The following is a 12795-nucleotide window of genomic DNA, read 5'->3' as shown; positions in this document are numbered from 1 at the left end:
AAACCCCACCCGCCGCGGTGGGGTTTTTGCGTTTACGCGGCCGACTTTGCGCGCTTCACTACTTTCCGATCCGCAACGCATCCGCGTAACCCGTCAGTTCCAGATAGGCTCGCCCTACATCCGCATTCTGTTGACTCACCCGTACCGCGCCTTCCCAATACACGGCACCGGTCGACTGTCGTGAGTCGAGTTCCTGATCGTCCATCAGCGGATCGAGTTGCCATGTCAGCGTTCCCGCTCTAACCGTCATCGACACCGGATACAAGGTATTCGTGTGCGGCGAGCGCCACATGCGACGCGGCGTGAAGTCGACTTCACCGGGGTCGAAATTCGTTACCTGACCATCGGGTCTGCGAAGCGTCGCGTGGGCCCATACTGCATGTCCGTCGCGGCTACGGATCTTGAATGCCATTAGCGCCGAGCCGTCCGTCAAATTGGCGCCGAGCCAATCCCATCCGACCGCATTGGCGTCGAGCAACGTGCTCGACCACTCGTGATCGAGCCATGCGGTCCCCGTCACTGCTGCATCGCGCGTCGTGTCGTTTTCACCTCCGGCTGGGCGCACCACAGTGCCCGTCACGCGGAGTTGCGGTTCGCTGTAGTAATAGCTCGCCTGTTCGGGCCGCGGTCCTTTGCGCGAGTAACCGCGCTCGCCCTGAATCAGCGGAGGCTGCGTTGGCGCGAGTTGGAGGTGTAGCGAGAATCCGCTTGCATCGGCGGTGACGTCGTAGTGGCCGTCCGCGGCGCGAATCATTTTCCAGGCGTCGAGTTTGACGTCGGTGTTGGCGGCCTTCGCGTAGGCGAGCCCGAGACCCTGCCGAGCGATGCGTTGATCGTGAACGAGGTGTCCGATGGCCGGATCGCTCAGCGCAGCGTGCGCGATGATCAGTTGCGACGGGGCGAAATCGCTGGGATCGGCGGCATCGTGACCGGTCGCCGAACGGAAGAACGTGATCTGGAATCCGAGCGGTCGGTTGTCGGGCGTCGTGAGCCAGCCTGTCGCGTACCACCATTCGGTGCGGAAAGCCGGATGAGCACCGCTGTCCCGCGGAAACGAGATCGGATGGTCTGGCGTGACTGCCGCGAAGGCGACCGGGGTGGATCCAGTGGAGTCGCTACTCGCGGCGAAGGAGGGCGACACAGCGGCTATGCCAATCCAAAGTAGCCCTCGGAAAAAAAGCTGAAGGCGCCGCGCAGGTGACCCGCCGTGTCGGCGCGCGATCCACGTCGCGCAGCCATCAAGCGCAGAGCAAACCTCGCGAATGGCCGCGCTATCCCGGATCAACCGCATTTCCCACGCACGCCGCGCAGCTGGCATCACCAGTCCTCCTTCACCGCGCGCACTGCATCCACCGACACCGCGCCGCGTCCGGCGACCACCGCCGTCGTACACGACAGCATCAGCATTACCAACGCGACTGTGCCCAGCACGAACCACGGTACATGCAGCGACATGCTCCAGTGAAACGACTGTGGATTGACGACGAACACGAGAATCAGGCTGATCGCGAAACCAAGCGCGAAACCGAGTGCGATGCCGCTTGCGGTGAGCAGACCGCCCTCCGAAGCGAGGATCGCGAGAATCTGCGCGCGCGTCACGCCGACGTGGCGCAACATCCCGAACTCGCGGGCGCGCGCGAGCGTCTGCGCGGAAAACGTCGCTGCGACGCCGAACAACCCGATCACGATCGCCACCGCCTCGAGCAGATACGTGACCGCGAAACTGCGATCGAAGATCACCAGCGTGCGCGCACGGATCTCGCCCGGTTGGGACACCTCGAGCGAAGCGCCGAACGGCAACGCCTTCAAACTTGCGACGACGCGTTCGACACTCACGCCCGGCTCGACGGTCACGGCGACATCGGTTGCGGTGGAGTCGCCGGTCAGCCGCCGATAATCGGCAAGCCGTATCTGGATCGCGCCGCTCTGCCGCGCGTAGTCGCGCCAGACGCCGGCTACGACGAACGTCTGGCCATGCTCGCCGAGCGACAACCGCACACGTTGACCTAGCTCATACCCATACAGGTCGATCATTGCTTCGGAAACCCAAATAGGTATGTCGCCGGCGCGAAGCACGGACGGCGGCAGCACCGCGCCGGTCATCTGCAGGGTCGCGCCCGGATCGGTCGCGTCGATTTCGCGGGCGAGCAGCGCGACGTCCGGGCGCGCGGGATCGAGCGTCAGATGTGTGATGCGCGCGAACGCGGCGTTGCCGATGCCGGGCACCGTCGCGATGCGCGTCTGTTCGTCGGGCCGCAAGCCGCCACTGTCGCCGCTATTGCCGCCCGACGCTACGCGCACATACAGATCGGCGGACAGCAGATGCGTGATCCAGTCGTCGACAGACACGCGGAAGCTGGCCACCATGATCGCCATCGCAACGATCAGCGCGAAGCTCGACAGCACGCCGCCCATCGCGATCGACGCCTGCCCCGGCGCATTCGCGAGACGCGCAATCGCGAGCGTGCCCGTCGCGCCCGCGCGGCGTCGCGTGCCGCGCGCGCGGCCTGCCGCGCCGAATATCAGCGCGGTCACGCGCGGCATCAGTGCAATGCCGCCGACGAGCAGCAACGCGACCGCCAGATAACCGGCGATCGGCGCGTCGAACCACGGCGGCACGCGCGTCAGCGCGGCGGCCGCCAGCAAACAGCCAAACGCCGGCCACGGCGTGGCGAGCCGCGCCAATGCGCTTTCCTCGGCACCGGCCTTGAGTGCCGGGGCAGGCCGTGCGCGGGCCGCGTCGATAGCGGGCGCGACGCTGCCCAACACCGACACCGCGACCCCGAGCGCGAGAAACACCGCGCTCGCGAGCGGCTCGAAACCGACTCGCGGTTGCACGCCGGGAAAATAGCCGCCGCCGAGATCGCTGCCGAAGAAGCGCAGCGCACCGCTGGCCATCGCGTAGCCGAGCGCAAGTCCACACAACGAGCCGAGCAACCCGAGCAGCGCGCCTTCAAGCAGGATCTGCCGCAATAGCTGAGCTCGCGTGAGCCCGAGCACGCGCAGCATCGCGAATTGCGATCGGCGTCGCACGACACCGAGTGCCTGAGTCGAAAACACGAGGAACGCGCCGGTGAACAGCGCGACCAGCGCGAGCACGTTCATGTTGATGCGGTAAGCACGCGACAGGCGATCGGTGCGGCTCTCAGTGTCGTGTGTCTCGGCGACTACCCATGTGCTGCCGAGTTGCTGTTGCAGATCGCGTTTGAAGCGTTGCCGATCGACGCCGCGTGCGAGTTGCACGTCAACGCGCGTCAGCTTGCCCACCTTGCCGAATCGCCATTGCGCGGCGGCGATGTCCATCACCGCGAGCCGTTGACCCGGCCGCGTGCGCACGAGCCCGCCCGCGACGCGCAGATGCAGATCCGACGTACCGCTGCGTAGCGTGACGTGGTCGCCGGTCTTGACGTTCAGCCATTGCTGCGCGGCCGTCGACAGAAATATCGCATCGGAGGCGAGCGTGTCGAACGGGCGATCGGGCGAGGGCACGCCGATCAGATCGGGCGTGATCGACCTCGCCTTGAAGACGTCGATGCCGAGAACGGGCAGTGCACCGGTGCGGCCCGGCACCGCGACGTCGAGCGCGAGCACGGGACTCGCGAGCACCACGCCCGGTTCGTTGGCGAGTCGCGGATAGAGCGACTCGTCGACGAAAGGCTGCGCGCCGCGCACCTGCAGATCCGCTTCGCCCGACAGACTGCGCGCGGCCGCCGAGAATTCGGTGAAGGCGGCGCTGTTGATCAATTGCACCGCGTAGCCGAGCGCGACCCCTAGCGCGATCGTCGCGATGGCGACGAGTGCGCGTCCGCGATGACTGCGCCATTCCGCGACCATCAGCCAGCGCGCGAGAACACGATATCCCGGCGCGCGCGGCAGTGGACGAAGGTCAACGGCCATCGTGGGTCGAGCGGGCCGCGGCTTGCGCGACGTTCGCGGCCTTATCGCGCGCGCCATGCAAGTCGCCGTCGCTCAGGATCAACACGCGGTCGGCCACGGCGGCCGCGGCCTCGGAATGCGTGACCATGATCGTCGCCGCGCCAGTCGCCTTGCTTTGCGCGCGGAACAGGCCGAGCACGTCGCGCGCGGTGGCAGGGTCGAGGTTGCCGGTCGGTTCGTCGGCGAGAAGCAGCGTCGGACGATGCACGAGTGCGCGTGCAATGGCTACACGCTGCAACTCGCCGCCGGAGAGATCACGCGGAAAGTCGTCGCCGCGTCCGCCGAGACCGACCGCCGCGAGCATGTCGAGCGCGGCGGCCGTCGGTAGATCATTGAGCAGCAGTGGCAGCGCGACGTTCTGCGCGAGCGTCAGATGCGGCAGCACGTGAAACGCCTGGAACACGAAGCCGAGCTTCTGGCGCCGCAGTCTCGTCGCGGCGTTGTCGTCGAGTTGTTCGACCGGGCGTCCGTCGATTAGCACGCTGCCGCTATCGGCGCGGTCGAGCCCGGCGATCAGGTTGAGCAATGTCGACTTGCCGACGCCCGAGTCGCCCATGATCGCGACGAACTCGCCCGCTGCGAGTGTGAAGTCGAGCTCCGCGAGCACGATGCGGCCGGTGCCGTACCGCTTGCTGAGGCCGCGGCATTCGAGTGCGGGTACGACGTCGTCACGAAGCGCCATGCGAGGAGGTCCGGAAAAGGAGTCGGGCGAGGGGAGCCCGCTGCGCGAGTTGAGTGTGCCTCGCCGCGCGAGTTTCTGCAGCAGTTACCATGGAGCGGCGCTGGTCTGTGTAATGAAAATGGAAGATCCGTGCACCTGGAGTGGAACAGTTTCAGCGCACCTTGATCGAGGCGCGCGGCTCCCTTAGCGACCTCCTCGCCGGTCGGTTTAGACCGCCCGCACAAAAATTTTTTTATCGCCGACGAGGCAAATTTGTGTTTGGTTGCTGCTCGTCCCCAACCGTCGAAAAAGCGCGCGACAGCACGATCCGTCCCAGCCGGACCAGCCCCCATAACCAGCGAATGTCTAAAAGCGGCCAATCTCCGGGTAATTGCCAGCTTTTGCCGCCAAACTATCAAGGCCTGACGACGCCTTTGTAACTATGTGCAAGCGCACATTTCCATGCATTTTGCAAGCGCCCACCTCGCAACGATGTATTGTGGCGCGGATTTCGCCGCTGTTGCGATGCAAAATTATTCTTATCTTGGTAATCTCCCACCCTTGGTCAGTCGGCTGCGGGTAAACGTGTAGCGGGAAACCCCCCTCCACGCGTCAACTTCAGGCGAACTCCAACTTACATTTCCATTTCAAAGCCTGCTTGTTTCAGCGGGCGTTGACGCGGCGTTTTGTACTTCAAGTTTTGACAGAGCACATGCCATTGCCTCTCCTAAGTCTTCTCATCTGGATCCCCATCCTCGCCGGGTTCGTGGTTCTGCGCGCCGGGTCGGACGCGGCGCGTAATCGCACGCGCTGGCTCGCGCTGATCGGCGCAGTGGCGGGTTTCTTGCCGGTGATTCCGCTCGTGGCGAATTTCCGTAACGACGTGACCTCGATGCAGTTCGTCGAGAACGTCCGCTGGTCGCCGACGTTCGATATCGCATGGCATGTGGGAATCGATGGGATTTCGCTGTGGCTCGTCGCGCTGACCGCGCTCACGACGATCATCATCGTGATCGCATCGTGGGAGTCGATCACGCAGCGCACCGCGCAGTACTTCGGCGCGTTCCTGATGCTGTCGGGCTTCATGCAGGGCGTGTTCACGTCCCTCGACGGCATGATGTTCTTCATTGCGTTCGAGGCGACGCTGATCCCGCTGTATCTGCTGATCGGCACCTACGGTCACAAGAACCGAACGTACGCGGCGGTGAAGTTCTTCTTCGTGTCGTTCCTCGGCTCGCTGATGATGCTGATGTCGCTGCTCTACCTGTATAGCCAGACGCACAGCTTCGACCTCGCCGTGTGGCGCGAAGCGCACCTCGACATGGTGCCGCAGGCGCTGATCTTCCTCGGCTTCCTTGCCGCGTTCGGCGTGAAGGTGCCGATGTGGCCGCTGCACACGTGGCTGCCCGACGTGCACCTCGACGGCCCGACAGGCGCCGCGGTGATGATTGGCATGCTGAAGATCGGCGGCTACGGTCTGCTGCGTTTCGCGCTGCCGATCGCGCCGCAAGCGAGCCATTTCTTCGCGCCGATGATGATCACGCTGTCGCTCGTCGCGGTGATCTATTCGAGCCTGCTCGCGCTCGTGCAGACCGACATGCGCCGACTGCTCGCGTATTCGACGGTCGCGCATATGGGCCTCGTCACGCTCGGTCTGTTCGTCTTCAACCGCTTCGGCCAGTCCGGCGCAATCGTGCAGATGATCTCGTACGGCGTGGTGTCCGGCGCGATGCTGTTGTGCACTGGCATGCTCTACGACCGCACGAAATCCGCGTCGATCGCCGAATACGGTGGCGTCGCCAACACGATGCCGCGCTTTGCCGCTTTCGTGATGCTGTTCTCGATGGCCAACATCGGTCTGCCGGGCACGTCGGGTTTCGTTGGCGAATTCATGGTGCTGATGGGCGCGATCCGCTTCAACTTCTGGATCGGGGCGATCGCCGCGACCACCCTGATCCTGAGCTCGGCCTACACGCTGTGGATGTACAAGCGCGTGATTTTCGGGGCGATCGCCAACGCGCGCGTCGCGAAGCTGAAGGACCTCGGCAAGCGCGAGTTCGCGCTGCTCGGTGCATTGGCGCTGCTGGTGCTCGCGATCGGACTCGATCCGAAGCCGTTCACCGATGCGATCGATCCGTCGGTCGGCACGCTGCTCGCGCAATCGGAACGCTCGGCGCTTCCTTCAGATTCCGTGCCGACGGAAGGCGGCGAGCATCTGCAGGCAGCGGCGCCCGGAGCGGCACCCGTCGCCGCGCACACTCCGGGTTAAAAGAACAGAGCGCAAGAGCCGTTGTTGCATCCATGCGTCAGGATGCGGCGACGCTTTTGCGCTTTTGCGCGTCGCTACTAGTCCCTTGATGAATGCATGCGTCGTGAGGTACGTCGGAATCGCCGCGCACTCAGCGATTTTTTAGTGCTTGTTTTTAAGGGACTTGCGATGCGTCAACCTTTCGATGCTTCGTATCGGAGCGTCGCGAACGACGCTGGTGAATAGGCTGTGCGGGGAAATGCGGCAACGTGTCGCACTTCGTCTTGGCGCAATAGTTCGTTGCTGAATCGAGTGTTTACCGGACATTCGACGCCCACCTATTATGCGAGCGCTTATTAATGGAGAGCCGTCGAATGACGTTCGTTGAAGTCAAAAAAACGAGGCAGTGGATATGAAAGGACGGACGCTGAGAAGGCCGGCAAGATTCATTTCCGCCAGCCTTATGTTGTTGCTTTCGGGTTGCAGCAACCTCGATATTCTGAATCCGAAGGGGAGTGTGGGACTCGCGGAGCGTGATCTGATCGCGACTTCGGTGTGGGCCATGCTGATCGTGGTGGTTCCGGTCATTCTGATGACACTGTTTTTCGCGTGGCGTTATCGCGCGTCGAACAGGAACGCCGACTACCAGCCAGGGTGGACGCATTCCACCGCGGTTGAAGTCGTCGTCTGGACGATTCCGACTTTGATCATTCTGTTCCTCGCAGTGTTGACGTGGCGGACGACGCATGAGCTCGATCCGTATCGCCCGCTCGAATCGCAGGTCAAGCCGATCAACGTCGAAGTCGTCGCGCTCGATTGGAAGTGGCTCTTCATCTATCCGGACCTCGGCATCGCTTCGGTGAACCAGCTTGCGATCCCGGTCGGTACACCGGTGAACTTCCGGATCACGTCGGACACGGTGATGAACTCGTTCTTCATCCCGCAGCTGGGCGGCCAGATCTATGCGATGGCGGGCATGCAAACGCGCCTGCACCTGATCGCCGATCACGCTGGCGACTACGCGGGTACTGCGGCGAACTTCAGCGGCAAGGGCTTTTCGGACATGAAGTTCCGCACGCTCGCCAGCTCGCCTGAAGACTTCAACGCGTGGGTCGCCAAGGTTCGCGCTTCGTCGGACCGTCTCGACATGGACCGCTATCACGCGGTGTCCGAGCCGAGCGAAAAGGACCCGGTGCGGTACTTTTCGACGGTCGATCCGAAGCTGTTCAACAACATCATCGCCCGCTACAACAACGGCAACGTCCTCGACAACATGAAGGACGCTAACTGTGCGCCTAAGGGGTAACGCATGTTCGGAAAACTAACGCTCGATGCGATCCCGTATCACGAGCCAATCATCGTTACGGCGGGCGCGGGGATGATCCTCGCTGCGCTGGCCGTGCTCGGCGCAATCACGTATTTCGGCAAATGGCGCTACTTGTGGTCCGAATGGTTGACCTCGGTCGACCACAAGAAGATCGGTGTCATGTATATCGTCATTGCCTTCGTCATGCTGCTGCGCGGCTTCGCCGACGCGATCATGATGCGTATGCAACTGGCGCTGTCGTACCTGGCCCCGGGCTTTTTGCCGCCGCATCACTACGACCAGATCTTCACCGCGCACGGCGTCATCATGATCTTCTTCATGGCGATGGCGTTCATGGTCGGTCTGATGAACCTCATCGTGCCCCTGCAGATCGGCGCACGCGACGTCGCGTTCCCGTTCATCAACTCGCTGAGCTTCTGGATGACGGCAATCAGCGCGATCCTGATCAACATCTCGCTGGTGATCGGTGAATTCGCGCAGACGGGCTGGCTCGCTTATCCGCCGCTGTCCGAATTGCGGTTCAGCCCCGGTGTCGGCGTCGACTACTACCTGTGGAGCTTGCAGCTCTCCGGTATCGGCACGTTGCTGACCGGGGTGAACTTCTTCGTGACCATCGTGAAGATGCGCGCGCCGGGCATGTCGTTCATGAAGATGCCGGTGTTCACGTGGACCGCGCTGTGCACCAACGTGCTGATCATGGCGTCGTTCCCGATCCTGACCGTCACGCTCGCGCTGCTCGGTCTGGACCGTTACCTCGGCATGCACTTCTTCACCAACGATGCCGGCGGCAACGCAATGCTGTACCTGAACCTGATCTGGGCATGGGGACACCCCGAGGTGTACATCCTGATCCTGCCGGCGTTCGGTATCTTCTCGGAAGTCGTCGCGACCTACGCAAAGAAGCCGCTGTTCGGCTACAAGACGATGGTGTGGGCGACCTGCGCGATCATGGTGCTGTCGTTCCTCGTGTGGTTGCACCACTTCTTCACGATGGGTTCCGGCGCGGACGTCAATGCGTTCTTCGGTATCGCGACGATGATCATCTCGATCCCGACCGGCGTCAAAGTGTTCAACTGGCTGTTCACGATCTACAAGGGCCGTCTGCAATTCACGACGCCGGTTTTGTGGACGATCGGATTCATCATCACTTTCACGATCGGCGGTATGACCGGCGTGATGATGGCGATTCCGGGCGCGGACTTCATGCTGCACAACAGCCTGTTCCTGATCGCTCACTTCCATAACGTAATTATCGGTGGCGTGCTGTTCGGCTATCTGGCCGGCTTCAACTACTGGTTCCCGAAGGCGTTCGGCTTCAAGCTGAACGAGAAGCTCGGCAAGGCCGCGTTCTGGTTCTGGCAGATCGGCTTCTGGGTTGCGTTTACGCCGCTGTACGTGCTTGGTTTCATGGGCATGACGCGTCGTCTGAATCACTACGACAACCCGACCTGGCATCCGTGGCTGATCGCCGCCGCGTTCGGCGCGGTGCTGATCGCAATCGGTATCGCTTGCCAACTGCTGCAACTGGTCGTCAGCATCCGCGATCGCAACCTGAAGGAAAACCGCGACCTCACGGGCGATCCGTGGGACGGTCATACGCTGGAATGGGCGACGAGTTCGCCGCCGCCGGCTTATAACTTCGCGCATATCCCGGAGGTCCGGTCGCTCGACGCGTTCACCGAAATGAAGTCGCGCAAGGGCGGTGTCAAAGTGCCGGCGTATCGCGACATTCACATGCCGTCGAATACGTCCGCGGGTCTGTTGGTGGGTCTGTTCTCGCTAGTGCTCGGTTTTGCTGGTGTGTGGCACATCTGGTGGCTTGCGATCGTTGGCGCGGTCGGCGCGATCGCCACCGTGATCATCTACAGCTTCATGGACAACGACGGCTATTACATTCCTGCCGACACTGTCGCGCTGATTGAGGACAAACGCAACGGCGGTGCTGGTGCCGTGGCCGGTGTCGGCGCAAGCGCCGGCAACCAGGTCGCGCTGGAGGTGGACTGATGTTACAGAAGACTATTGCGGTTGAGCCGCAACTCGCGCCGGACCACGTACCGTCGCACTCGGTGTTCGGTTTCTGGCTGTACCTGATGACCGACTGCATCATTTTTGCGGCGCTGTTCGCGGTGTTCGCGGTGATGAGCCACCAGTTCGCGGGCGGTCCGAGCGGCAAGGACCTGTTCGAGATTCCGGGCGTTGCACTTGAAACGACGATGCTGCTGCTCTCGAGTATCACGTACGGCTTCGCGATGCTCGGCGCGCACAAGAACCGCAAGGGCGTGCTGCTTGGCTGGCTCGGCGTGACGTTCCTGCTGGGCCTCGCGTTCCTCGTGCTGGAAATGCGCGAGTTCTCGCACCTGATCGCCGAAGGCGCGGGTCCGAGCCGCAGCGCGTTCCTGTCGTCGTTCTTCACGCTGGTCGGCACGCACGGTCTGCACGTGACGTTCGGCCTGATCTGGATGGTCGTGCTGGCGCTGCAGGTGATGCGTCATCGCGACCTGACCGAACGCGACATGATCCGTCTGACGTGCCTGAGCCTTTTCTGGCACTTCCTCGACGTCGTGTGGATCGGCGTTTTCACCTTTGTCTATCTTGCGAGCGTGATCTAAATGGACCATAGTCATAGCGCCCATGGCGCACACTCGGAAGGCGGTCACGGCAGCTTCGGCAGCTATACGGCGGGCTTCGTGCTCTCCGTCATTCTGACCGTCGCGGCATTCGCGATCGTGATGACCGGCACGTTGACGGGCCAGAGCGCGTTGCTCGCGATCGCGGGTCTCGCGTTCGTGCAGATCCTCGTGCATCTGGTGTTCTTCCTGCACATGAACACGTCGTCGTCGCAGCGCTGGAATGTGACGGCGTTTGCGTTCACCGTGCTGACCGCTGTGATCGTGGTTGGCGGCACGTTGTGGGTGATGCATAACGTTAGTATGAATATGATGTCGCGGTAGGCGGATAACGCTTTAGCGCTGGCCTCGATAAAAAGCCCCGCAAGATTTCGATCTTGCGGGGCTTTTGTTTTGTCTGGACGGTTTGTTTTTTTATCATGCTCGTGGCGCGCGCTTTTGCTAGTGGGTAGCGCAGCAGCGCGTCGAAGCCCGCGAGCGACGATAGCGCGTGAACTTCATCCGCCGCATCGACGAGCGACAGCAGGTCCGCTTCGGTATCGACGAGGTCGGCGAGTTGCTGCGCGTCGATCAGACCATTTCGATTGCCTGATTGCACGTCGGGATGCGGTTTGTAGACGACGAATGCGTCGGGCCGCAGGCGGCGGACTTCGCGCAGCAGCGCATCGGCGGTGCCGATTGCGCGCGTGCCGAGGCGGATGGATGCATCGTCGGCGAATAAGAGTGTGAAGCGCGCGATGCGGCCCGATGGTACCAACCCGGGCCGCAACCCGTGCGTGATTGCGCCATGGTACGCAACGGCGCGAGGCCTCGTGCTTACAGCGGCACGATTTTGCCCGGCTCCGGATGGAAGACCGGAGTGTAGACCGGCCCGCAGCCGTAATGCACGGGCTGGCAGGGGTTGTAGGAGGGCGGGTTGTAGTACGACGGGCCGCGAACCGGCGGTTTTTCGCCGTAACACGAAGGTGGGTATTCGTGCGGGAAACACGAATGGCCGCCGCGCACGGACTGTGCAGCTGCGTGATCGAGGTCGTCGCAGCGCGACAGGTCGGCAAGGGTCAAGTTCGACATGATGAATCTCCGGCAACGTTGGATGGGTATAGAGCGCGCAAAAGCTTTACGCTCGGACGTTCCAGTTGCACGCACCATGCCACGCGGCGGGATTCAATGTCTGTGCTGGCTCGAGCGCTGATCGACCGTATCTGCGCAGTCGAAAACTGATCGGCGTTGTCCAACTTGCGGCAAGCCGGTGTCGTTCAACCGCCAACACGTCGTTCGATCAGCGCGTGCCCCATCCCGCGAGCAACGCCGGTAGCTCGGCCATCTCCCTGAACACGTGCACCGCGCCCGCGCCATGCAACGCGGTCGCGCTGCTATGGCCGAGGTGCGTCGGGCAATAGCCGAATACCGTCGCGCCGGCCGCGACGCCCGCGGTCGCGCCCGTCACCGTATCCTCGATGACCGCACAGCGTGTCGGCTCGACGCCGAGTCCCGCGGCCGCGGCGAGGTAGACGTCGGGAAACGGCTTGCTGCGCGGCGTTTCGTGGCCGCTGAAGATGCGTCCGCCGAAGCAGTCGAGGATGCCGGCCTTCACGAGCTGCAATTCGATCTTGATGCGATCCGCGCCCGACGCCACCGCGATGCGTCCATTCAACGTCTGCTGCAGCGCGCGGACCGCGCAAGGCGCGCCGTCGATTGCGCGCAACTCATGGTCGAGCGCCACGTTGCGACGCGCGCGGAACTGCGCCAGCCATTCGGCCGTGATCGCGAAGCCGGTGCGCGCCTCGATCAACGCGGCTTCGTCCCTGACCGTCTTGCCGACGAAAATGCGCATCGTCTCTTCGACGCTCAAATACCAGCCGAGCTCGCCAAGCATCTCGGTGAGCACGCGGTTCGTGATGGGTTCGGAATCGACGAGCACGCCGTCGCAGTCGAAGAGCACGGCGTCGAAAGGAAAATCGGACATCGGGGAGGGTAGGGATAAGGTTCGCCAAAC

General features: G+C 62.8%; 10 protein-coding genes and 1 pseudogene. 5 read left to right on the top strand and 6 right to left on the bottom strand.

Annotated features, from left to right (window positions below):
* Window positions 1-58: 58 nt before the first annotated feature.
* The 3 genes from HDG39_RS26760 to HDG39_RS26750 all read right to left on the bottom strand — a co-directional run bounded on the left by HDG39_RS26760 (window position 59) and on the right by HDG39_RS26750 (window position 4618).
* On the bottom strand, window positions 59-1141 hold the full coding sequence (locus tag HDG39_RS26760; RefSeq protein ID WP_184010091.1) for a lipocalin-like domain-containing protein: 1083 nt from the start codon (window positions 1139-1141) through the stop codon (window positions 59-61).
* 176 nt (window positions 1142-1317) lie between these two features.
* Window positions 1318-3897, bottom strand: coding sequence for an FtsX-like permease family protein (locus tag HDG39_RS26755; RefSeq protein ID WP_184010089.1), 2580 nt, complete (start codon window positions 3895-3897; stop codon window positions 1318-1320).
* Complete coding sequence (locus tag HDG39_RS26750) at window positions 3887-4618, bottom strand: ABC transporter ATP-binding protein (protein ID WP_184010087.1); 732 nt, start codon at window positions 4616-4618, stop codon at window positions 3887-3889. The genes HDG39_RS26755 and HDG39_RS26750 overlap by 11 nt, the downstream gene beginning before the upstream one ends.
* Window positions 4619-5309: 691 nt before the next feature.
* Here HDG39_RS26750 and HDG39_RS26745 point away from each other — a divergent pair.
* From HDG39_RS26745 to cyoD, 5 genes are all read left to right on the top strand, one after another.
* On the top strand, window positions 5310-6866 hold the full coding sequence (locus HDG39_RS26745) for an NADH-quinone oxidoreductase subunit M (RefSeq protein ID WP_184010085.1): 1557 nt from the start codon (window positions 5310-5312) through the stop codon (window positions 6864-6866).
* Window positions 6867-7257: 391 nt separating this feature from the next.
* Complete coding sequence (gene cyoA, locus HDG39_RS26740; protein ID WP_026226632.1) at window positions 7258-8151, top strand: ubiquinol oxidase subunit II; 894 nt, start codon at window positions 7258-7260, stop codon at window positions 8149-8151.
* 3 nt (window positions 8152-8154) lie between these two features.
* The gene (gene cyoB / locus HDG39_RS26735) at window positions 8155-10176 is read left to right on the top strand and encodes a cytochrome o ubiquinol oxidase subunit I (RefSeq protein WP_184010083.1); all 2022 of its coding nucleotides are present in this window, start codon (window positions 8155-8157) and stop codon (window positions 10174-10176) included.
* Window positions 10176-10781 (top strand): cytochrome o ubiquinol oxidase subunit III, encoded by a 606-nt coding sequence (gene cyoC / locus HDG39_RS26730; protein WP_018425052.1) that lies wholly within the window; start codon window positions 10176-10178, stop codon window positions 10779-10781. Before cyoB ends, cyoC begins: the two co-directional genes overlap by 1 nt.
* Window positions 10782-11123 carry a cytochrome o ubiquinol oxidase subunit IV gene (gene cyoD / locus HDG39_RS26725; protein WP_184010081.1) on the top strand — a complete coding sequence of 114 codons (342 nt, stop codon included), beginning with the start codon at window positions 10782-10784 and terminating at the stop codon, window positions 11121-11123.
* Between the two features lie 127 nt (window positions 11124-11250).
* On the opposite strand, the pseudogene HDG39_RS26720 reads toward cyoD, so the two are convergent.
* The 3 genes and pseudogenes from HDG39_RS26720 to HDG39_RS26710 all read right to left on the bottom strand — a co-directional run.
* Window positions 11251-11514, bottom strand: a pseudogene (locus tag HDG39_RS26720) (capsular polysaccharide export protein, LipB/KpsS family); the annotation flags it as partial.
* Window positions 11515-11615: 101 nt separating this feature from the next.
* Window positions 11616-11870 carry a hypothetical protein gene (locus HDG39_RS26715; RefSeq protein WP_018425055.1) on the bottom strand — a complete coding sequence of 85 codons (255 nt, stop codon included), beginning with the start codon at window positions 11868-11870 and terminating at the stop codon, window positions 11616-11618.
* Between the two features lie 208 nt (window positions 11871-12078).
* Window positions 12079-12765, bottom strand: coding sequence for an HAD family hydrolase (locus HDG39_RS26710; RefSeq protein ID WP_184010079.1), 687 nt, complete (start codon window positions 12763-12765; stop codon window positions 12079-12081).
* Window positions 12766-12795: the final 30 nt, after the last annotated feature.

Source organism: Paraburkholderia lebeckiae, assembly GCF_014201005.1.
Classification (GTDB): domain Bacteria; phylum Pseudomonadota; class Gammaproteobacteria; order Burkholderiales; family Burkholderiaceae; genus Paraburkholderia; species Paraburkholderia tuberum.
This window is presented reverse-complemented; position numbering and strand designations above follow the sequence as displayed.

Coding starts and splice junctions, on each gene's coding strand:
- cyoD (WP_184010081.1), top strand. CDS start 10,782: ATGGACCATAGTCATAGCGCCCATGGCGCACACTCGGAAGGCGGTCAC.
- HDG39_RS26755 (WP_184010089.1), bottom strand. CDS start 3,897: ATGGCCGTTGACCTTCGTCCACTGCCGCGCGCGCCGGGATATCGTGTT.
- HDG39_RS26750 (WP_184010087.1), bottom strand. CDS start 4,618: ATGGCGCTTCGTGACGACGTCGTACCCGCACTCGAATGCCGCGGCCTC.
- HDG39_RS26745 (WP_184010085.1), top strand. CDS start 5,310: ATGCCATTGCCTCTCCTAAGTCTTCTCATCTGGATCCCCATCCTCGCC.
- cyoB (WP_184010083.1), top strand. CDS start 8,155: ATGTTCGGAAAACTAACGCTCGATGCGATCCCGTATCACGAGCCAATC.
- cyoC (WP_018425052.1), top strand. CDS start 10,176: ATGTTACAGAAGACTATTGCGGTTGAGCCGCAACTCGCGCCGGACCAC.
- cyoA (WP_026226632.1), top strand. CDS start 7,258: ATGAAAGGACGGACGCTGAGAAGGCCGGCAAGATTCATTTCCGCCAGC.
- HDG39_RS26715 (WP_018425055.1), bottom strand. CDS start 11,870: ATGTCGAACTTGACCCTTGCCGACCTGTCGCGCTGCGACGACCTCGAT.
- HDG39_RS26710 (WP_184010079.1), bottom strand. CDS start 12,765: ATGTCCGATTTTCCTTTCGACGCCGTGCTCTTCGACTGCGACGGCGTG.